Source organism: Mesorhizobium sp. C120A, from assembly GCF_030323105.1.
Taxonomy (GTDB): Bacteria; Pseudomonadota; Alphaproteobacteria; order Rhizobiales; family Rhizobiaceae; genus Mesorhizobium.
The window spans coordinates 1,090,719-1,111,694 of sequence record NZ_CP100476.1; the positions used below are offsets into that span (position 1 = coordinate 1,090,719).

The window sequence follows — 20,976 nt, forward strand, 5'->3', positions numbered from 1 at the left end:
CAGGGGTGCGATATGGCATCGGATAGCGCTGTTGATCTCAGGGTCGAGAGAAAACCCAAACTGTCGGAGACCGTCGTTGCGGCGATCCGCAAGCAGTTGCAGGCGGGCGAGATCCTGCCCGGCCACAAATTGCCGACCGAGGGCCAGCTGACCGAGACCTTCGGCGTCAGCCGCACCGTCATCCGCGAAGCGCTGGCCAAGCTCGCCGCCGACGGGCTGGTCGAGGCGCGCCAGGGCGCAGGCGTGTTCGTCACCGAGCACATCTCAACGATGTTCGGCGCGCTCGCCGCCGACATGGGCAGCAAGGATTCCATCGCGCTCAATGTGCTCGAAGTGCGCCTGGCCGTCGAAATCGAATCGGCCGGGCTCGCCGCCATTCGCCGCAACGCCGCGCAGGAAGCAGCGATCCAGGAAGCGTTCTTCGAATTCGAACGGCTGCTTCTCAACAGCGAGCCGACCGGTCCGGCCGATCTCGCCTTCCACCGGGCAATCGCCAGCGCCACCAACAACCCGTTCTATGTCGAGATGCTCGATGTGCTCGGACGCCGCGCCATTCCCTGCGACGTGACCTCGCCCTGGTCGACGGAACTTGTGCAATCCGACAGCTATCAGCGCGGGCTGCAGCGCGAGCATCTGGTGATCCTGAATGCGATCACCTCAGGCGACGCCGAAGCCGCGCGCGAGGCGATGCGCGCTCATCTCACCGCCAGCCAAGAGCGCTACCGCGAGCGGCTGCACGCCCGCCAGGTCTACTACGCCGACTCGGTCAAGGCGTCGGCAACCAAATAGCCATTCATTCAGCTGGAGCAGCAATGACTCAAAGTCACCCGCATACCGATTTCACCTCGCGTTTCGCCATCGACCCGGTCGCCGCTGCTTCCATGGGCACCGACGAACTGCGTCACAATTTCCATATTGACGACCTGTTCCAGCAGGGACGCATCAGCCTGACCTACACCCACTATGACCGCATGATCGTTGGCGGCGCCGTGCCGGCGGCAGCGCCGCTGCCGCTGGAAGCGATCAAGCCGACGGGCACCAAGAATCTTCTCGATCGCCGCGAGTTGATCATCGTCAATATCGGCGGCGCCGGCTCGGTGACGGCGAATGGCGAGGCCCACCAGTTGCAGGCGCGCGACATGCTCTATCTCGGCATGGGCAGCACCGACGTTTCGTTCGCATCGGCCGATGAGGGCGCACTGGCCAAATTCTATCTGCTCAGCGCGCCTGCGCATCACACCCATCCCAACCGGCTGATCCGCATTGGCGATGCCAAGCGCCTCGATCTCGGCAGCAAGGAAACCTGCAACGAACGCTCCATCTTCCAGTTCATCCATGCCGATGGCGTCAAGACCTGCCAACTGGTGGTCGGTATGACCCAACTGGCGCCGGGCTCGGTGTGGAACACCATGCCTTGCCATGTGCATGACCGGCGCATGGAGGCCTATCTCTATTTCGACCTGCCGGAGACGGCGCGCGTCTTCCATTTCATGGGCGAGCCGGACGAAACGCGGCATCTGGTGATGGCCAACGAGGAGGCGGTGCTTTCGCCGGGCTGGTCGATCCATTCGGGGGCCGGCACCTCGAACTATGCCTTCATCTGGGCGATGGCCGGCGACAATGTCGACTACACCGATGTCGACCCGGTGCCGCTGGGTGAATTGCGTTGAGCGGCTCTTCCTCCTTCAGCCTGGCCGGCAAGCGTATCCTGGTCACCGGCGCGAACACCGGCATCGGCCAAGGCATCGCCGTCTCGATCGCGCGCGCCGGCGGCACCGTCATCGGTGTCGGCCGCTCGGCGATGGACGACACGGAAAGACAAGTCGCGGAAGCCGGTGGCCAGTTCGAGGCGGTGCGATGCGATCTTGCCGACCATGCGGCCGCCAAGGCGATGCTCGACCAGGTCTGGGAAAAGACCGGCCCGATCGACGGGCTGGTCAACAATGCCGGCATCATCCGCCGCGCCGATGCGGTCGATTTCTCCGAGGCCGATTGGGACGACGTCATCGACGTCAATCTGAAGACGCTGTTCTTTCTCAGCCAGGGTTTTGCCAGGCGCGTGCTGACCGACCCGAGGCGGCGCGGCAAGATCGTCAACATCGCCTCGGTGCTGAGTTTCCAGGGCGGCATCCGCGTCGCCTCCTACACCGCGTCGAAACATGGCGCGCTCGGCATAACCCGGCTGCTGGCCTGCGAATGGGCGGCAAAAGGCATCAACGTCAACGCGATTGCGCCCGGCTATATCGAAACCAACAACACCGAGGGGTTGCGCGCCGATCCCGACCGCAGTGCTGCCATCCTGGCGCGCATTCCGGCGGGACGTTGGGGCGGGCCGGAAGACATAGGCGATGCCGCCGTGTTCCTGCTGGCGCCAGCGTCCGACTATATGCATGGCGCGGTGGTTCCCGTGGACGGCGGCTGGCTGGCGCGATGAGGAGATGGTCATGATTGAAGCCAAGATTTTCGCACAGCCCGGCGAGAGCGCCTGGACGCCGACGCCGGACGGCAACAGACGCCGCGTTCTCGTCTCCACCGATGAGCTGATGATGGTCGAGTTCGGCTTCGACAAGGGCGGCGTCGGCGCACTGCATTCGCACCCGCATGTCCAGGCCAGCTATGTCGCCGAAGGTCGCTTCGAGGTGACCATCGACGGCCGCACCGCGACCATCGAGACCGGCGGCAGCTTCATCGTGCCGTCCAATCTGGTGCACGGCGTCAAGGCGCTGGAGGCCGGGCGCCTGGTCGACAGCTTTACCCCGCACCGCGCCGATTTCCTGGCCTGAACCTTTTTCGGCAATTCCAGAAACAGGAAACCCGCGCCTCCTGGGGAGGCGCGGGCTGTTGCCTGTGCGCTCGTGGCGCAGCGGTACTCGAAACATCGCCGCAGGGTTGGACGGTGCCGCAACATGGTGAAGATAGGTTTAACGATGCCAATCAGGTCGATCGCCGGTGGGGTGTTGCTGCTGCTTGTTGTGGTCACGCAGGGGCTGCGCTAATCGTTCTGTCCACGCCGCTGCTTCGGGCGGCCGATCGCAAAAACATCAGTGATGCAGATATCGACGACAAGCGTGCCGACGCACGATCCCAAACGGCGCGTCCTCAAGGACGTGTTCGGCTTCGACGATTTCCGTCCCGGACAGGCCGCGGTGATGGAGGCGCTGCTTGGCGGCCGCCATGTGCTGGCCGTCATGCCAACGGGTGCCGGCAAATCGCTGTGCTACCAGGTTCCGGCGCTGGTCAAGGGTGGGCTGACCATTGTCGTTTCGCCGCTAGTGGCGCTGATGCAGGATCAGGTCGCGGCACTGCGCCTCGCCGGCGTCGCCGCCGATACGATCAATTCCTCGATCGACCGTGATGCCAATGTCGCGGCATGGCGCCGCGTCGCGTCGGGCCAGACGCGGCTGCTCTACCTCGCGCCGGAACGGCTGATGACCGAGCGGATGCTGGATGCGCTTGCCAGGCTCGATGTCAGCCTGATCGCCATCGACGAGGCGCATTGCATTTCGCAGTGGGGGCCGGCGTTCCGGCGCGAATATGAAGACCTGTCGCAGCTGCGTGGCATCTTTCCCGACGTACCGATCATTGCGGTGACGGCGACGGCGGACGAGACGACGCGCGCTGACATCGAGACGCGGCTGTTTGGCGGGCGTGTCGAAACGCAGGTGCTTGGCTTCGACCGGCCCAACATCAAGCTTGCCATCGAGCCCAAGCAGGACAGCAAGCGGCAGTTGCTCAATTTCATCGGGCGCCATCAGGGACGCAGCGGCATCGTCTATTGCCTCTCGCGCAAGAAGACCGAAGAGATGGCGGCGTTTCTCGAAAAGAACGGCGTGACCGCGCTCGCCTATCACGCCGGCATGAGCAAGGAGGCGCGTGATGCCAACCAGAACGCCTTCATGACGCTGTCGGGCGTCGTCATGGTGGCGACCATCGCCTTCGGCATGGGGATCGACAAGCCTGATGTCGCGTATGTCTTCCACACCGACCTGCCGGGCAGCCTCGAGGCCTATTACCAGGAAATCGGCCGCGCCGGTCGCGACGGCCGGGCGGCGGAGGCGCATATGCTTTACGGCCTTGGCGACATCCGCATGCGCCGCATGTTCATCGACGACGAGGACGCCGCTGTCGAACACAAGCGCCGCTCGCATGGCCGGCTCGATACGCTGATCGGCTATTGCGAGACGGCCGAGTGCCGCCGCCAGGTGCTGCTCGGTTATTTCGGTGAAGAGGCGGTCCCTTGCGGCAATTGCGACAATTGCCTGGAACAGGCGCCGCGCGCCGACGGCACCGCCGAGGCGCGCCTCATCCTGGCGGCGGTGGCGCAGAGCGGCGAGCGCTTCGGCGCCGGCCATGTCATCGACATCCTGATCGGCCACGAGACTGAAAAGATCGCGGCAAGGGGGCATCACAGGCTGGCAGCCTTCGGCAATGGCGCCGCGCACAAGAAGGATTTTTGGCAATCTATGATTCGCCAGCTGGTCGCGAACGGTTTCCTGATGCCGGACCCGGCCGGCCATGGCGGGTTGGCCATCGCGGACAAGGGCCACGCACTCGGCCGGGGCGAGGTGCCGTTCCAGTATCGGGTCGAGATGCGCACGCGCGCCGCGCGCCGCGCGGCTCGTGCCGGGCAGAGCCCTCAGAGCGAAAATGTCGATGCGTCGCTGCTCGCGGCGCTCAAGACGCTGCGGCTGCGGCTGGCCAAGGAACGCCAGGTGCCGGCCTATGTGGTGTTTTCGGATCGTACACTGATCGACATGGCCGAGCGTCGTCCGCAAGACCTCGACGATTTCGCCGGGGTCAACGGCGTAGGTGCGGCCAAGCTCAAGGAGTTCGGCGCGATTTTTGTCAGCGCCATTGCCGCGCACCTTTCCGAGACGCCAGGCTGAAAGGGGTTTTGCTGGACCAAAGCCCGATCCGGCATCAGTACGCCTTCAACTTGCCCGCCCGCTTATCCTTTCATTTTGGCGCTACCCTGCCGTAGGGGAATGGCCTTCCAAATTGTATGGAACCGTGACGACAACACACATTCCTGAATCTATGCGGTCGATTCTTCGGATGTAGCCGTGACTATGGAAACCCGCTGTTGCGCGCGGATGGCGGTTTTCTCGGCCTTGGAGACGCTACGTCGGCAGCCGCTATCCCTGACCCGAATGGTATGATTCAGACCATCTTTGTTGTTGAAAACCCGCTTTCGACGGGAGTATAAAACTCGAGGTTACCATTGCTTTTCGTATAGAGGCTGTGGTGGAAACGTGGGTCCAATCCGCAAAGCATTGCCTTGCGGGGAAGTGGTCGAAGCCGGCGGCGAATGGTCCGTTCCTGTGGCCAAGGAAGACCAGGAAATTACCCGATCATTCGTGATTGAACCGTTTGCGCTGTCCTATGCTGAGGGCCAGCGGATACGCCTGCTTCTCGACAAGTTCGTTCGTCTGTAGAGAGGCTAAGCCCGATGAAAGACCGGTGGGAACCTGACCACCAGTTCATTGAAAGCGCCCGCCGTAGCCAGCTCCGAGCGGAGAGCCAACTGGACTCCCTGCAATCGACCATCGCCGAAACGCGACGCGTCCTAGAGGCTTCACGGAAGCTCTTGGAAAAGATTGCCGAGCGGGAACACCATACCCAGCCATAGGGAATGGCCGGTGCAGGTTGGGCATGCTTGTGGGGCTTCACCGCACCGGCCACTGCGGGAAGATATGAGGCCCCCCCGCGCCGCCTAAGATATAGGCATATTAGCAATCGCGCAATTAACCCTATTGCGCTACCCAGCCGTAGAGGCAAGGAAATCGGAGAAGTTGGTGCCGGTTAACCGCCAGCACGCGAGCAAGTCATTCTGAAAGCATGAAAAACGCGATTTTGCTCGTGCCAATTGAGCGTCTGAAATCTAGTTCCTGCTGCCGATTATCCCTAAGTTAACTGAAATACTTATATTCCCGAAGGGTTGCGAATCAGTCGATTGTCAAGCGCATGCCATGGAGCAAGCAAGGGATCGATCTGAGCAGAAGGGCCGCAGCGGTCGAAGCGCGCTGGGAAATCCGAGCGGCTTCGGCAATTGTCCGCTCTGGCTCGCCCGCTACAACTCGACTCGCGCAGTGTGGACGGAATCACCGGCCATGTGGACGAGAACCATCTGGCGATGTCGTTCACCGAGTTTCGTTCGCGCTTCAGCCTTTAAGGGCAAGGTGATCAAGGCGATCGGATCGCCGCCTCAGGCGGCTTCGCGTTCGGCCTGCGCAGTCAGGTCCGGCTCCCGGCGGCTGTACTGCCGCGGCGAACAGCCCATGACGCGCTTGAATGCCGTGCTGAAGGCGCTTTCGGATTCGTAGCCGAGCGCCAGCGCGATGACGGAAACCGGATCGCCGGAATGCATCAGCCTGTCGCCGGCCAGCATCATGCGCCAGCGCGTCAGATAATCCAGGGGTGAGGCCCCGACCGTCTGCTTGAATCTGAGCGCAAAAGTCGATCGCGACATGCCCGCGCGCTCCGCCAGTTGCTGCAATGTCCAGCCATGCGCCGGGTCCTCGTGCATGGCGCCGATCGCCGCGCCGATCTGCCTGTCGGTAAGTGCGAACAGCCAGCCGACATTGCCTTGCGCGGTCATATGCAGGCGCAAGGCCTCGATCAGGATCATGTGGGCGAGGTGCTCGACGATGAGAAAGCCGCCGGGACGCCGCTGGCGCAATTCCTGCATCATCCGCTCCACCGGCCAGCGAAGCGCCGAATGGTCGCTCTCGCCGCGGATGTGGACGATGGGCGGCAGCATCCGCAAGAGGATGCCGGCATGGTCGCCGGACAGCGTGAAGCGACTGCTGACCAGGAGGAAATCGCCGCCGCCATTATGGACGGTGATGCCGCCGGTCCGCGCCGGTGAAAAGATCGTTCGCGCATCGACCGTCGGCAGGCCGAGATCGCTGGCAAGGCGGAAAGGCCGGCCGCGCGGCAACAGGAAGCAGTCGCCCACGTCCAGCCGCACCGCGTCAGGGACGCCCTCGACCGACAGCCAGCATCGGCCGGACACCACGGCGCCGCATTTGATGGCGGCCTGCTGGTCAGGGAACTGGATCGCCCAGTCGCCACCGGTTTCCAGCCCAGCCGACAGGTAATTGCGCGGCTTCAGTAGCGACAGCACGTCTGACAGCGGATCCATGAGCGTTCTCGGACGATTGCGAAGATATCTCGGATTTTACAGTATAGATCGTATGATCGCAACCTTCTATCTCCTTCGGCAACAGGCTGCCTGTACGGCCTTCGCCGAAAACCAAGGAGAAATGATCATGCGTGTGTTCGTTACCGGGGCTACCGGTTTTGTCGGTTCGGCTGTTGTGCGGGAATTGCTCGGGGCGGGCCATCAGGTGCTTGGCCTCGCGCGGTCGGAAGCAGGTGCGGAGTCGATCGTGGCCGCGGGCGCCGAGGCGCATCGCGGCGATATCGAGGATTTCGAGAGCCTGCGCAGCGGCGCTGCCCAATCGGATGGCGTCATCCACACGGCCTTCAACCACGACTTTTCGAGATTCGCCGCCAGTTGCGCAGTTGACCAGCGCGCCATCGAAACGCTCGGCGCGGCGCTCGAGGGTTCCGAGCGGCCGCTGCTTGTCACCTCCGGCCTCGCCGGTTTTGCGCAGGGAAGGCCGGCAACCGAAGACGACAAACCCGCGCCTCCATCGGCCGCCATGCCGCGCGCTTCGGAAGCAACGGCCGTGGCGCTCGCAGCGCGCGGGGTGCGCGCATCGACGGTGCGGCTGGCGCCGACCGTCCATGGCGAGGGCGATCACGGTTTCGTGCCGATGCTGATTGCCATTGCGCGTGAAAAGGGCGTCTCGGCCTATGTCGGCGACGGCGCAAATCGCTGGGCGGCGGTGCACCGGTTCGACGCCGCCACCCTGTACAGGCTGGCGCTGGAGAAGGGGGCGGGCGGCGTCAGCTATCATGCGGTTGCCGAACAGGGCGTGGCGAGCAAAGAGATCGCCGAGATCATCGGCCGCCGGCTCGGCCTGCCGGTCGTTTCCATAGGCCCCGAGGACGCGGCTGCGCATTTCGGCTTTCTCGGGCATTTCATCGGCAGGGACTTGTCGGCGTCAAGTGAGCAGACCCGCACTGCGCTGGGATGGCAGCCGACCGGGCCGGGGCTCATCGCCGATCTCGATCCTGCCCGCTATTTCGAGGCCTGATCAGGCCGGCCAGTCGCGTTGCATTGCACGACCGACAGCCTGGCGATCAGCGGCAGTGCCAGCAACACGGCCAGACACAGCCCGCCGAGCGGGCAGCACCGTCGTGCTGCTGGAACCGCCGCCACATCTGTATGGCGGCAAGCAGAACGAACACGGCGTAGGCCGCCCGCAGCCCGGACGACCTGCTCGCCCGTCGCCGGAAAGCCGGCGAAGGCATGGCCTCGTCATGGCAGACCTACCTTGTTACGGGGATGCGCGCGCGATTCCCGCGCCTAGTTAGAGATCGCCCTTCCTCACCTTGCCGTAAACGATATTCCGGTTCGAGCCATAGTAGACTTTCGCGTCGAAAGGACTCCCGCCGAGGGCGGCATTGATGATGTCCCACATATCGTCGGCCGAACGTAGGATGAGCGGCCAATCCATGAAAGTCTCCATGTAACCATCCGTCGTTATCTCGTCGCTGAAATTGGCAAACAGGAATTCGCCACCGGGCTTGACTAGTTCCATGGCTCTTTGAAGCAGGCGGACGCCGATGGCACGCGGCAGGTAATCGTAAAGCCCCGATGCGTAGACGAGATCGAATGTGCCAAGGGCGTAGGCGCGGCGCAGGATGCCGCGTACGGAACCCTGGACTGCCTCGACTGCCGTGCCGGCAAAGTCGTGGTTCACCGTGGCTACGCTGACGGGGTCCTGATCCAGGCCGATCCAACGTTGCAGTTTATGCCTGGCCAACGCGTCGGAGCGTTCGGCTTCCCTGAGGTGGCCGCATGCAATCGCCAGCACCTCAGCCTTTTCCACACTGCTGGCTGTCTCTTCCACGGTCCTGGCCAGAATATCCCGCCGCTCGCGCCCCGCCACCGAACTGGCAGCTTCACTGGTGTACGCATAGATTTGCCGACCAAGTAAGGTCGACGAGGCCACGATCTCGTCGGCGATCGGATGCTTGTAGTAAATATCCAGCAGGCCTGCATCGCCCGAATACCCGCGCGGTTTTTCGACCGACCACCGCGTGAACGGGTCCTGGAGCAAATATTCCGCAACCCGATGCTGCTGAGCCAAAGGAACGAGTTTCTGCCAAACCGCGGGAGCAACCTGCCGGCGGAGCTTGTGGAGTCGCCCCGCCAAACGATGGACAATGGGGGCGGCCGGTTTGTGTCGCGCAAAGGCTTGATGAGCAAGGTCCAGTATCAGGGCGAGCTGGGCCGTGCTGTCCCTCAACTCGTCGGAGTCAGCTGCCTCTTCGGAGGTCGCAACATGTTTCTTCATCAGCCTGGTGGTGACCAGGCTGTATTGGTCGAGCTGCAGTTTTGGCTTGATAGGCATGCCGTTTACTCTCCGGTTACCGCCCCGGTCCCCGGTCAGCAGCATAGGTGCGCCGCCAACCAATGCTAACAATTTTAATAAAATTTTAATAAAATTTTAGTCGATGGAGCGGCCATCAATTCTGCAAAACTGGCTAAATCCGAACCACCCGTTTACCCTCGGTTAGCGACATCTGACTTTTCCTGCGGACAGGGGCGTCTTCATTCCCCGACCGCAGGCGACGTCGGCTGTTGCATTCGCTACTGCAGATCGCGGAGGAGCGTTGCGATGCAACTGAGCGAGGACGTTGCCCAGAAGGTGGCGGCAGCGATTGGACGTCCGCGGTGGCATTCCGCCGATCCGGAACTGCTGGCACTGTTCCTGCAGAAGGATGCCGATGAGAATCGCAGTCTTGTGCGATGGGGTATTGCGGCTGCTGTATTCAGCTATGTGGCCTATGGCCTTTTCGATTGGTTTCTTTTTCCGGATATCGCCGGCCGGCTTGTTTTGACGCGCGTTACGCTAGGGATCACTTCCCTGGCGCTTGTCGAATTTGTCGCCCGACGGGGCTTTGCCCTTGCCACCTTGCACCTTGTAGCAGCGCTGGCGATTGTCTCCGGTGCCCTTGGGTGGCTCGTCTCCGCTGTTGGAACAGAGCATCAGGATGCCCTCTCCCATTTCATGGTTTTTGGCACCGTGTTCATCCTGGGTGCGAATCTGTTCTTCAACTTCCGTTTTTGGCTTTCAGCCCTTGCCTCCGCGACGGTCGCCGCAAGCTTTGTGTACGCCGCGATGTTCTCCCTTCAGGCCGACATCGCCGGTCGGGTCGTGTTGTCGGCCTATTTCGTGAACTGCCTCGTCTTGTCGCTTTATCTTTCCTGGCGGCTGAGCCTGGAGCGTTACCAGACCTTCCTGCACGCGCTTCGGGCACAATTCCAGGAGCAGGCTGCTATCAAGAAGGGGCAAAAGCTAACCGAAATCGCCGACACCGATCCGCTCACGGGAATGAAGAACCGCAGGGCGATCATTCGAGAATTCTCGGAGCTGCGCGAAGACTGGGCCGCGGACGACGACGAGATAGGGCTCATTCTGATCGACGTCGACTACTTCAAAAGGTTCAATGACGGACTTGGTCATCAGGCCGGCGACGATTGCCTGATCAAACTCGCCCATGTCCTCTCCGAGATGGCGGCTGCCAACAACGCCATCGCGGCCCGCTATGGCGGAGAAGAATTCGTCATTCTCTGCAAGGTCACCGGGCGGGCTCACCTTCATGAGATAACGAAGAAATTCTGTCGCGCTGTAGAGGATTTGGATATCTACCACCCTGATCGGGGCGACAAGCTCAACATCGTAACGATCAGTGCCGGGGCGTCGTTGACGCGCGCCGATCAGAGCATAGAGCTTAGAATCCTGCTGCAGGAAGCTGACCGCGCGCTCTACGCGTCCAAGTTTGCCGGTCGGGCTACGTTCACGATTTACGACCCGCACGCCACCAGCCAGGATCGCTCCGGCGAAAATCTTTCAGAACTGCTGAAGGTGGCAGTTTCCAACCAGCTCGTTTCTGTCGCCTACCAGCCAATTCGCGAGCTGGCGTCGGGCCGCGTGCTGGGGCACGAGAGTCTGATGCGTGTATGCGACTTCGACGGCACCATGATCAGTCCGTCCGTGTTCATACCCGTTGCCGAGCAGACCGGAGCGATCGTGGAACTGGGTACGTGGCTGATCGATCGAGCCTGCGGTGACATGGCGGAATACGGATTGGGCTCGGTCGTGACGGTGAACGTCTCCGTTCTTCAGCTCAAGGCTCCCAACTTTTCACTCCGGATCACCGAGATCCTTGGCAGGCACGGCCTTGCGCCCCAGAAACTGGCCATCGAAATCACCGAAGGCAGTGACATCTTTCTGGAGGCGCAAGCGGTAAGAAACGTGGAGCGGCTGCGAAAACTCGGCGTTCAGATCTGGCTGGACGATTTCGGAACGGGATTTGCCGGCCTTACATGGCTGCGCCGGTTCAAATTCGACGTGGTCAAGATCGATCGCAGCTTCCTCCACGATTGCCAGACCTCTCGCGGCTTGAGCCTGTTGCGGGACATGGTCGGACTGCTTCGCAATCTCGGCCATGTCGTGCTCGCCGAGGGCGTCGAAACCGAAGAGCAGTACATATTGCTGCAGCGCCTGGGGGTAAATTTGATGCAGGGCTTCCTCACCGGGCATCCAGTCCCGATCGAAGAGGTAAACCAAATGAGGCAAGGCCTCGTTGCCTAGCGGCAGCCCCTTCGCTGAAGCTTCGGAGGGCATCCTGCTTCGTTCCGGTCCCCCTACGCTACTTCGTAGCTTCGGGCGACACTCCTACGCCCAGATGCGGTTCCGGGTGGCCTGCCACCCGAAGCCCGCAGGGCGTAGGGTGGCGGAGAGGGAGGGATTCGAACCCCCGATGGGCTTGCACCCATGCCGCATTTCGAGTGCGGTGCATTCGACCACTCTGCCACCTCTCCGCGGTCATGGTCGGCCGTTGCCGGCGCGGCGCACTAGATAACGGCTGGGCGGGCAGGTTACAAGGCCAAATCCGCGGGGGAATTCAGCTTCCTGTGCGGGCTCTGCCGGGAGGGCTGCGTTGCGGCCACGTCGGCAGATGGGGCTAACCGGTCCTCGACCGGAGGGATCGGGGGCGGCAAGGAGGCGGCGTGGCCAAGGATTCCGCCCGTTTGCCTTGACTCGTACCGAACCTTCGGTTAGGGGAAGCGCGCAATCGGCGTGGAGGGTTCTTCCACGCCGCTTGTTTTTCGAACCCGCAGACTGACAAAAAGACGGCCGAACCGCGTGACGCGGCTCATCGAGGCCGACCGAACAGCGAAAGGCAAAAAATGTTCGCAGTCATTAAAACGGGCGGTAAGCAGTATCGCGTTGCCGCCAACGATCTCCTGAAGATCGAGAAGCTCGAAGCCAATGTCGGCGATATCGTCGAAATCGGCAGCGTCCTCGCCCATGGCGAAGGCGAAAATGTCACCTTCGGCGCCCCGTTCGTCGATGGCGCTCTGGTCACGGCGGAAGTCGTCGAGCAGGGCAAGAACCGCACCGTCATCGCTTTCAAGAAGCGCCGCCGGCAGAATTCGCGCCGCAAGATCGGCCACCGCCAGCTTCTGACCACCGTGCGGATCGCCGAGATCCTGCTGGGTGGCGCCAAGCCTTCCAAGAAGGCCTCAGCCAAGGTGGAAGCCAAGGAAGTCAAGGCTGACGTAGCGCCCGAGGCGAAGGCCGAGGCCGCGCCGAAGGAAGCCAAGGCGAAGAAGGAAGCCAAAGCCGAGGCTGCTCCGAAGGATGAAGCCAAGACGGAGACCGCCGTCGCCGCGCCGCTGTTCAAGGCGCCGAAGGGCGAGCCGGACGATTTGGCCGTGATCAAGGGCATCGGCCCGGTTGCCGCCGGCCAGCTGCACGAGCAGGGCATCACCACCTTCGCCCAGCTTGCCAAGCTGTCGGACAAGGACGTGGCCAAGATCGACGCGCACATGCCCTTCAGCACCGACCAGATCAACGACTGGCGCGAGCAGGCCAAGGAACTGGCGAAGAAGTAAAACGATCCGGCGACAAGGTCGCCGGATCGGACTTGAAACGGAACGCGAACGCGTTCATAAGACCATTCAAGCGCCCCAGGGCGCATCGGAGTTAGTTAGATGGCACACAAGAAAGCTGGCGGCTCGTCGCGCAACGGTCGCGACTCGCATTCCAAGCGTCTGGGCGTGAAGAAGTTCGGCGGCGAAGCCGTCATCCCGGGCAACATCATCATCCGTCAACGCGGCACCACCTGGCATCCCGGCGTCAATGTCGGCATGGGCACGGACCACACCCTTTTTGCGCTCGAGACCGGCGCAGTCACCTTCAACAAAAAAGCCAACGGCCGAACCTACGTATCGGTCAACCCGATTACCAAAGCCGCGGAGTAGCCGGTTCCGCACTATAAAACCGGCGCCCATCTCGGGAACCGGTGTCTGGCCAAACCAGTGAATGGAGCCAGGAAAAGGATCAGGGAGATGGGTTTTCCATCTCCCCTTTTTTCTTGCCTGGAGGACGTCGAATGGTTGCCGAAGCGGAAGACACCGAAGACGAAAGTTACGCGATAGATTGCCCGGTGCTGGCCACGGAGCGGCTGGTGATGCGCGCTCCCTGCGAAGCCGACATCGCGCAACTGGTCGAGCTTGCCGACAACCGTCACGTCGCCGAGATGCTGGCCCGCATGCCGCACCCCTATGGTGAGGCAGAGGCACGCGCCTTCCTGGCTATGACGAGATCGCGCCGGGCCGGCATCGCCTATGCGCTGACGCTGGCCAGTACCGACATTTTCGTCGGCTGCGCCGGCCTCAACATGACCGACCGCGGGCTGGAGCTCGGCTACTGGATCGGCGAGCCCTACTGGAAGCGCGGCTATGCGACGGAGGCCGCGCACGCGTTGGTCGACCTCGCCTTCCAACGGACCTCGATCCAGGTGCTGCAGGCTTCGACGCGGGTGATCAATCCGGCCTCGCGCCGGGTCATCCACAAATGCGGCTTCCAGTATGCCGGCCAGGGCATGCTGAACTCGATCGTCGCCGGCCAGGTGCCGGTCGAGCGGTACCGGCTGGACAGAAAGACCTGGATCAGTCTTCGAAACTGGGTGCATTTCTAGGTGTTTTGATATTCAGGTGAGGCCGGCCTGCAAACGCGGGTTTTATGCGCTTCCGGTGCACGTACTTAAGTACACTCCGCTCCGGTTCTCGAAGACCAGTGTTTTCGGCTCGGCCTGACCTGAATCTCAACACACCTAGCGCGTGCCTCCAAACGACAGGTTTGGAAACGTTGGTTGTGGATCGGGCTCAACTCAGCCCATCTCGACCCAAATCGGGAGATGGTCCGAACCGACCGCTTGCGGGTCGACCCACAGGCGCTTCAGCGATCCGGCGAGCGAGGCCGAGGTAAAGATGTAGTCGATGCGCTTGTGGCGGCTTGTGTCTTCGGGTCGCGTGGGATCGACCCAGGTGACGACGTCTGGTGTGTTCAGGCGCTGGGCGACGTCGACGGCGAGATCGGCGGTCAAGGGCATGCCGAATTCATGATCCGGGCGGCCGACGAGTTCGACATATTCGGGCGAGCCGGGCAGCATGTTGAAGTCGCCCATGACGATGAAGGCTTCGGGATAGGGCAGGTCCGGCAGGCCGATCTCGGGAATGCCGGAGAGGCCGCCGCCCTCGAAGGCATAGTTCAACAGGCGCTGGCGCAGGAAACGGATCTGGCTGGCGCGTTCAACCGGACTGCGATGGTCGAGATGCGTGGAATAGAAGCGGATGAAGCCGAGCGGGGTCTCGACCAGCGCCTCGAGTGCGCCGCGCTGGAAGTTCATCGCCTCAAGGCTGCGGCTGCGCGGCAAAAGCAGATTGCGCGACAGATGGATCGGCGTCTTCGACAGCACCATGTTGCCGAGCTGGAAAGTGGTGGTGACGGCGCGGCCGGCCTCCAGGCGCGAGCCGACATTGACCTCGAAATTGCTGCCGTAGGCGGCAAAATATTCGGGCAGCGCCTCGCCGATCTCGGCGACCATGTCGCGGTTGCCGTTCCTCGGATTGTTGCGGGTCACTTCCTGCAGCGCGATCACATCGGCGCCGCGAACCGCCGCGGCGATGCGGCCGAGATCGTAGCGGCCATCCAGACCGATACCGTACTGGATGTTGTAGCTTACAACCTTCATTCCCGCGCCCCTCAAGCTCCGTCCGCGAACACTGCTACCGCGTCCCCGGCAAAAGGGCATCCGGCGCTTTAGTCGCAAAACGGCCTCGCCCTTGGCCGCGCCTTGGTTTAGAGCAAGGCGCAAGATCTAAAGCAAAGCCGCAAGGCCAACAGAAACTGCGTAGTCCAATGAAATTTCTCGATCAAGCCAAGGTTTATATCCGCTCCGGCGACGGTGGCGCCGGCTCTGTGTCGTTCCGGCGCGAAAAATTCATCGAGTTCGGCGGCCCGGATGGCGGCGACGGTGGCCGCGGCGGCGATGTCTGGCTGGAAGCGGTCAATGGGCTGAACACGCTGATCGACTATCGCTACCAGCAGCACTTCAAGGCCAAGACCGGTGTCCACGGCATGGGCCGCAACATGACCGGCGCCAAGGGCGCCGATGTGACGCTCAAGGTGCCGGCCGGAACCCAGGTGTTTGCCGAGGACAATGAGACGCTGATCTGCGACCTGACCGTGGTCGGCCAGCGCTTCCTGCTGGCCAAGGGCGGCAATGGCGGTTTCGGCAACCAGCATTTCAAGACCTCGACCAACCAGGCCCCTCGCCGCGCCAATCCGGGCCAGCCCGGCGAAGAGATGAATGTCTGGCTGCGGCTGAAGCTGATTGCCGACGCCGGCCTGGTCGGGCTGCCCAATGCCGGCAAGTCGACTTTTCTGGCAACCGTCACCGCAGCCAAGCCAAAGATCGCCGACTACCCCTTCACCACGCTGCATCCAGGTCTCGGCGTTGCCCGCATCGATGCGCGCGAATTCGTCATCGCCGACATTCCGGGCCTCATCGAGGGCGCGCATGAGGGTGTCGGCATCGGCGACCGGTTCCTCGGCCATGTCGAGCGCACGCGTGTGCTTTTGCATCTGGTTTCGGCGCAGGAGGAAAATCCGGGCAAAGCCTATAAGACCGTGCGCGCCGAGCTCGACGCCTATGGCAATGGGCTGATCGAGAAGGTCGAGATCGTCGCGCTCAGCCAGGTCGATATCCTAGATGCCGATGAGCGCAAGAAGAAGGTTGCGTCGCTCAAACGCGCTGCCGGCCGCGCGCCGATGCTGCTGTCGGCGGCCACCGGCGAGGGCGTCGAAGCGGTGCTGCGCGCGCTGATGGCGGTTGTCGGCGAAGCGCGCGACAGGGCTGCCGCTCCCGTCGAGACCCGCTGGGACCGATAGCGATGACGGCGCAGTCGCTGACAAAATACCGGCGCATCACGGTCAAGATCGGTTCGGCCTTGCTGGTCGACCGCACCAGCGGCCTGAAGCGCGACTGGCTGGCTTCGCTTGCCGAGGATATTGCGGTGCTGGCCAATGGTGGCGCCGAGATCCTGGTCGTGTCCTCGGGCGCCATTGCGCTCGGCCGGACCATTCTCGGTCTCGGCAAACGGGCATTGAAGCTGGAAGAAAGCCAGGCGGCTGCGGCCGTCGGCCAGATCGCGCTGGCCGGCGCGTGGTCGGATGCGCTGGGCAAGGGCTCGTTGAAATCGGGCCAGATCCTGCTGACGCTGGGCGACACCGAAGAGCGCCGTCGCTATCTGAATGCCCGCGCGACGATCTCGACGCTGCTCAAGATGAAGGCGGTGCCGGTCATCAATGAGAACGACACGGTGGCGACCTCCGAAATCCGCTATGGCGACAATGACCGGCTGGCGGCCCGGGTGGCGACCATGATGGGCGCCGACCTGCTGGTGCTGCTCTCCGACATTGACGGGCTCTATACGGCGCCGCCGGCGCGCGATCCCGCTGCGAAATTCATTCCGGTGGTCGACCGCATTACACCCGATATCGAAGCAATGGCGGGGGCGGCCGCTTCCGAACTGTCGCGCGGCGGCATGCGCACCAAGCTCGATGCCGGCAAGATCGCCACCGCCGCCGGAACCGCCATGATCATCACCTCGGGCACCAGGCTGTCGCCGCTGATGGCGATCGAACGTGGCGAGCGCGCCACCTTCTTCAAACCAAGCCCCAACCCGGTGAAAGGCTACAAGAGCTGGATCGCAGGCCAGCTCGAACCGGCCGGGCGGCTCACCGTCGATGCCGGCGCCATCGGCGCGCTGTTGTCCGGCAAATCGCTGCTGCCGGCCGGCGTCAGGCTGGTCAGCGGCAATTTCTCGCGTGGCGACACGGTGGCGATCCTGTCGCCCGAGGGACGCGAGATCGCGCGCGGGCTGGTTGCCTACGATGCCGCCGATGCCGTAAGGATCGCAGGCCTGAAGACAGCCGAGATCGAAACCGTGCTCGGCTATGAGGCGCGCTCTGCGATGATCCACCGCGACGATCTGGTGGTGAGCGATCCGGGTGACCAGATACGGGCTGCCGGCCAGGTATGGGCCGGGGGCGAGGTAAGCGGAGGATGAGACATGCTGAAGTTGCATGAACAATCCGGGGATGACACCGTCGCGCTGATGGCTGATATCGGCCGCCGCGCCCGCGCGGCCGCCCGACCGTTGGCGATTGCGACCGCCGCCGCCAAGGATGCCGCACTTCTCGCCATGGCCGACGCGATCATCGCGCGCCAGCAGCAGATTCTCGATGCCAACGCCATCGATGTCTCTAACGGACACGAATCGGGCTTGTCCGGCTCCTTCATGGACCGGTTGAAGCTCGATCCGGCGCGCACCCGTGCCATGGCGGATGGCATCCGTGAAATCGCCGGGCTCAGGGACCCGGTCGGCGATGTGATTGCCGCCTGGGATCGCCCCAACGGCCTGCAGATCGAGCGCGTGCGCACGCCGCTCGGCGTTGTCGGCGTCATTTATGAAAGCCGGCCGAATGTGACGGCGGATGCCGGCGCACTCTGCCTCAAGGCCGGCAATCCGGTGATCCTGCGCGGCGGCTCGGACTCGCTCAATTCATCCGCCACCATCCATGCCTGCCTGGTCGAGGGGTTGAAGGCCGCCGGCCTGCCCGAAGACGCCATCCAGCTGGTGCCGACCACTGACCGCGCCGCCGTCGGTGAGATGCTGAAAGGGCTTTCCGGCAATCTCGACGTCATCATTCCGCGGGGCGGCAAGAGCCTGGTCGGGCGCGTCCAGAGCGAGGCGCGGGTGCCGGTCTTTGCCCATCTTGAAGGCATCTGCCATCTCTACATCGACCGCTCGGCCGATCTTGACATGGCGGTCAGGATCGCCGTCAACGCCAAGATGCGGCGCACCGGTGTCTGTGGCGCTGCAGAGACTTTGCTGGTCGACCGCGCGGTGGCCTCCACGCATCTGGTGCCGATCCTCGACGCGCTACGCGCAGCCGGCTGCGAGATCCATGCCGATCAGGAAGTGATGAAGCTGTTCTTCGACGCCAAGCCGGCGACCGATGCCGACTGGGTGACCGAATATCTCGACGCCATCATCGCGGTAAAGCTGGTAGACGGGATTGCCGGTGCCATCGACCATATCGAGACGTTCTCCTCACATCACACCGAGGCGATCATCGCCGAGGATGCAGAGGCTGTGCAGCGCTTCTTCAACGAGATCGACTCGGCGATTCTCCTGCACAATGCCTCCACCCAGTTCGCCGATGGCGGCGAGTTCGGCATGGGCGCCGAGATCGGCATCGCCACCGGCAAGATGCATGCGCGCGGACCGGTTGGCGTCGAACAGCTGACCTCGTTCAAATACCGCGTGCGCGGGTCGGGACAGGTGAGGCCTTGAGCGCTGGCCTTACCCTCCCCTTGTGGGGAGGGTGGCGAGCGCAGCGAGCCGGGTGGGGGTACGACGCTGAATTCTGCAATCCCCCCACCCCGCTCCGCTTCGCGGATCGACCCTCCCCACAAGGGGGAGGGTGGGGCGCCTCTTTCCTCGCACTACCTCCGCATGCCGCATGCCGAAAAGGGCCTTGCCGTCGGCCTGTTCGGCGGCTCATTCAACCCGCCGCATGCCGGCCATGCGCTGGTGGCGGAAATTGCCTTGCGGCGCCTCGCGCTCGACCAGCTCTGGTGGATGGTCACTCCAGGCAATCCGCTGAAGAGCACGAGGGAATTGGCGCCGCTGAGCGACCGGCTGCTGCAGTCGGAGCAGATCGCCAAGAACCCGAAGATCAAGGTCACCGCCTTCGAGGCGGCGCATCATATTCGCTTCACCGCCGACACGCTGGCGCTGGTCAAGGCACGCAATCCCGGCGTCGACTTCGTCTGGATCATGGGCGCCGACTCACTCCGCGATTTCCACCGTTGGCAGCGCTGGCGCCAGATCGTCATGACCTTCCCGATCGCCGTCATCGACCGCCCGGGCGCGACGCTGTCCTTCCTGTCCTCGGTCGTGGCCAAGACCTTCGACTATGCCCGCGTCGACGAGGGTGACGCGCCCCGGCTCGCCCGCATGAAGGCGCCGGCCTGGACCTTCATCCACGGCCCACGCTCATCGCTGTCATCGAGTGCTATTCGCCAGCAAGCCAAGGGGTAACTCCGTAAGACCAGATCGCCGATGTCGCTTTTACGGCGGCCTTTCGCGATTGGCTGGGCGATGCTGCGCTGGATATGGCCACTTCAGTGAACCAGACCGACATCGACCCCAATCATGGCGCCCCGCCGGCGCCCGTGATCGCCATTGCCAGCGTAATCGTGTCGATGGCGCTGATTGCGGTCGGGAATGGGTTGATGTTCGCCTATATCCCGGTCCGGCTTGGGGTCGAGCGCTTCGATCCGACCTGGGCCGGGCTGATCATCACCGGCCTTTCCGCCGGCGGCCTTGCCGGCTGCATCCTGACCGGGCCGCTGGTGCGCCGCGTCGGGCATGCCCGGGCCTTCATGGTGCTGTCGGCGTTGATTGCGCTGTCCAATGCTGCCATTGGCGCCGGCACCTACCCGCTGCTGTGGATCGCCGCGCGCGCGCTTTACGGTTTTGCCATATGCGGCCTGTTCATCGTCGCCCAGAGCTGGCTCAACGATGCCGTCGCAAACGCCATTCGCGGCCGGGTGATGGCGGTGTTTTACGTCGCCTATGTCGCCGGACTTGGCGTCGGCTATGCCCTGCTGGCGGCGGTCGACATCGCGACGGCGCAGGCGCCGCTGATCGGCATTGCCTTCACCGCAGTGTCGATCCTGCCGGTCGGCATGACGCGGTTGGCTCAACCGCCGCCACCTCGCGCAGCCTCCGTGGCGCTTGGCCGCGCCTGGCGGATCTCGCCGGTCGGCGTGGCCGGCATGCTGGCCGTCGGCGGTCTGTCGATGGCGATCGCCGGGTTCGCACCGATCCATGCCACGGCCAAAGGCTATAGCCAGGCCGATGTGGCGCTGCTTTTGTCGGCGATGCCCGTCGGCACGCTGATCCTGCAGATACCGCTCGGCTGGATTTCCGACCGTACCGATCGCCGTTACGTGCTGGCCGGCGCTGCGGCACTGGCCATCGTCGCCGGTATTCTGGCCATCGGCTTCGACGGCGGCGCGCTGATGGTGCTCGTGGTGATCTACATCGTCTGGGACGGCGCCTCGGAATCGATCTATTCGCTGGCCAGCGCGCATGCCGCCGACCGCGCCGGCAAGGACGACATGGTGGCGCTGTCGAGTTCGTTGCTGTTTGCCTGGTCGCTGTCGGGGTTCATCGTGCCGGGTATCGTGACGGCCCTGTCGGCTGTCTATGGCACGCAGGCCTTCATTTATGTGGCCATCGTCATCGCCACTGTCTTCTGCCTGTTCGTGCTGTGGCGAGTGGCCACCACGCGCGCCGTCCCCGCTACGGAGACCAGCAGTTTCGCGCCGATGTCGGCGCAGGCGCCGCTGCCGGTGGAGCTCGCCTACGCCCCGGAAGATAAGCGCTGAACGGTTTCACAGCTC

Annotated in this window: 19 protein-coding genes and 1 tRNA gene; 16 read left to right on the plus strand and 4 right to left on the minus strand. The window is 63.2% G+C overall.

Translation table 11 applies throughout. From position 1 onward, the window contains the following. Positions 1 to 12: 12 nt before the first annotated feature. The 6 genes from NL532_RS05345 to NL532_RS05370 all read left to right on the plus strand — a co-directional run bounded on the left by NL532_RS05345 (position 13) and on the right by NL532_RS05370 (position 5,435). A complete protein-coding gene (locus NL532_RS05345; RefSeq protein ID WP_023700229.1) occupies positions 13 to 789 on the plus strand; it encodes a FadR/GntR family transcriptional regulator in 777 nt (258 codons plus the stop codon). Between the two features lie 23 nt (positions 790 to 812). Continuing rightward, positions 813 to 1,670: a 5-dehydro-4-deoxy-D-glucuronate isomerase gene (gene kduI / locus NL532_RS05350; RefSeq protein ID WP_023688891.1), complete on the plus strand. Its 858-nt coding sequence runs from the start codon at positions 813 to 815 to the stop codon at positions 1,668 to 1,670. Continuing rightward, positions 1,667 to 2,434 (plus strand): 2-dehydro-3-deoxy-D-gluconate 5-dehydrogenase KduD, encoded by a 768-nt coding sequence (kduD, locus tag NL532_RS05355; RefSeq protein WP_023688892.1) that lies wholly within the window; start codon positions 1,667 to 1,669, stop codon positions 2,432 to 2,434. Before kduI ends, kduD begins: the two co-directional genes overlap by 4 nt. A gap of 10 nt (positions 2,435 to 2,444) precedes the next feature. After that, positions 2,445 to 2,783, plus strand: coding sequence for a cupin domain-containing protein (locus NL532_RS05360; RefSeq protein WP_023684110.1), 339 nt, complete (start codon positions 2,445 to 2,447; stop codon positions 2,781 to 2,783). A gap of 264 nt (positions 2,784 to 3,047) precedes the next feature. After that, the gene (gene recQ / locus NL532_RS05365) at positions 3,048 to 4,886 is read left to right on the plus strand and encodes a DNA helicase RecQ (RefSeq protein WP_023829308.1); all 1,839 of its coding nucleotides are present in this window, start codon (positions 3,048 to 3,050) and stop codon (positions 4,884 to 4,886) included. A gap of 366 nt (positions 4,887 to 5,252) precedes the next feature. Further along, positions 5,253 to 5,435, plus strand: a complete 183-nt coding sequence (locus tag NL532_RS05370) for a hypothetical protein (RefSeq protein ID WP_023829307.1) — start codon at positions 5,253 to 5,255, stop codon at positions 5,433 to 5,435. Between the two features lie 770 nt (positions 5,436 to 6,205). On the opposite strand, the gene NL532_RS05375 is transcribed toward NL532_RS05370, so the two are convergent. Next, on the minus strand, positions 6,206 to 7,144 hold the full coding sequence (locus tag NL532_RS05375) for an AraC family transcriptional regulator (RefSeq protein WP_023693170.1): 939 nt from the start codon (positions 7,142 to 7,144) through the stop codon (positions 6,206 to 6,208). A 127-nt stretch (positions 7,145 to 7,271) separates the two neighbouring features. Here NL532_RS05375 and NL532_RS05380 point away from each other — a divergent pair, with 127 nt between their 5' ends. Further along, complete coding sequence (locus tag NL532_RS05380; protein WP_023755530.1) at positions 7,272 to 8,165, plus strand: SDR family oxidoreductase; 894 nt, start codon at positions 7,272 to 7,274, stop codon at positions 8,163 to 8,165. A 276-nt stretch (positions 8,166 to 8,441) separates the two neighbouring features. Here NL532_RS05380 and NL532_RS05385 read toward each other — a convergent pair whose 3' ends face one another. Beyond that, a complete protein-coding gene (locus tag NL532_RS05385) occupies positions 8,442 to 9,488 on the minus strand; it encodes a class I SAM-dependent methyltransferase (protein ID WP_023829306.1) in 1,047 nt (348 codons plus the stop codon). A gap of 267 nt (positions 9,489 to 9,755) precedes the next feature. Here NL532_RS05385 and NL532_RS05390 point away from each other — a divergent pair, with 267 nt between their 5' ends. Beyond that, positions 9,756 to 11,735, plus strand: a complete 1,980-nt coding sequence (locus tag NL532_RS05390) for a putative bifunctional diguanylate cyclase/phosphodiesterase (protein WP_023829305.1) — start codon at positions 9,756 to 9,758, stop codon at positions 11,733 to 11,735. A 140-nt stretch (positions 11,736 to 11,875) separates the two neighbouring features. Here the strand turns inward: NL532_RS05390 and NL532_RS05395 are convergent. Further along, positions 11,876 to 11,965: transfer RNA gene (locus tag NL532_RS05395), tRNA-Ser, on the minus strand. Positions 11,966 to 12,334: 369 nt separating this feature from the next. On the opposite strand from NL532_RS05395, the gene NL532_RS05400 reads away from it, so the two are divergent. From NL532_RS05400 to NL532_RS05410, 3 genes are all read left to right on the plus strand, one after another. Then, complete coding sequence (locus NL532_RS05400; protein WP_023693165.1) at positions 12,335 to 13,042, plus strand: 50S ribosomal protein L21; 708 nt, start codon at positions 12,335 to 12,337, stop codon at positions 13,040 to 13,042. 99 nt (positions 13,043 to 13,141) lie between these two features. Beyond that, on the plus strand, positions 13,142 to 13,411 hold the full coding sequence (gene rpmA / locus NL532_RS05405; RefSeq protein ID WP_015315190.1) for a 50S ribosomal protein L27: 270 nt from the start codon (positions 13,142 to 13,144) through the stop codon (positions 13,409 to 13,411). 131 nt (positions 13,412 to 13,542) lie between these two features. Beyond that, positions 13,543 to 14,130, plus strand: a complete 588-nt coding sequence (locus NL532_RS05410) for a GNAT family N-acetyltransferase (protein WP_023700237.1) — start codon at positions 13,543 to 13,545, stop codon at positions 14,128 to 14,130. 192 nt (positions 14,131 to 14,322) lie between these two features. Here the strand turns inward: NL532_RS05410 and NL532_RS05415 are convergent, their stop codons facing one another. Further along, complete coding sequence (locus tag NL532_RS05415) at positions 14,323 to 15,186, minus strand: endonuclease/exonuclease/phosphatase family protein (protein ID WP_023829304.1); 864 nt, start codon at positions 15,184 to 15,186, stop codon at positions 14,323 to 14,325. Positions 15,187 to 15,353: 167 nt separating this feature from the next. Here NL532_RS05415 and obgE point away from each other — a divergent pair, with 167 nt between their 5' ends. The 5 genes from obgE to NL532_RS05440 all read left to right on the plus strand — a co-directional run bounded on the left by obgE (position 15,354) and on the right by NL532_RS05440 (position 20,961). Further along, positions 15,354 to 16,385: a GTPase ObgE gene (obgE, locus tag NL532_RS05420; RefSeq protein ID WP_023668691.1), complete on the plus strand. Its 1,032-nt coding sequence runs from the start codon at positions 15,354 to 15,356 to the stop codon at positions 16,383 to 16,385. A 2-nt stretch (positions 16,386 to 16,387) separates the two neighbouring features. Further along, on the plus strand, positions 16,388 to 17,566 hold the full coding sequence (gene proB / locus NL532_RS05425) for a glutamate 5-kinase (protein ID WP_023829303.1): 1,179 nt from the start codon (positions 16,388 to 16,390) through the stop codon (positions 17,564 to 17,566). A 3-nt stretch (positions 17,567 to 17,569) separates the two neighbouring features. After that, on the plus strand, positions 17,570 to 18,856 hold the full coding sequence (locus NL532_RS05430; RefSeq protein WP_286487937.1) for a glutamate-5-semialdehyde dehydrogenase: 1,287 nt from the start codon (positions 17,570 to 17,572) through the stop codon (positions 18,854 to 18,856). 162 nt (positions 18,857 to 19,018) lie between these two features. Beyond that, positions 19,019 to 19,606, plus strand: a complete 588-nt coding sequence (locus NL532_RS05435) for a nicotinate-nucleotide adenylyltransferase (protein ID WP_023815254.1) — start codon at positions 19,019 to 19,021, stop codon at positions 19,604 to 19,606. A gap of 74 nt (positions 19,607 to 19,680) precedes the next feature. Then, positions 19,681 to 20,961, plus strand: coding sequence for an MFS transporter (locus NL532_RS05440; protein ID WP_023818237.1), 1,281 nt, complete (start codon positions 19,681 to 19,683; stop codon positions 20,959 to 20,961). Positions 20,962 to 20,976 lie beyond the last annotated feature (15 nt).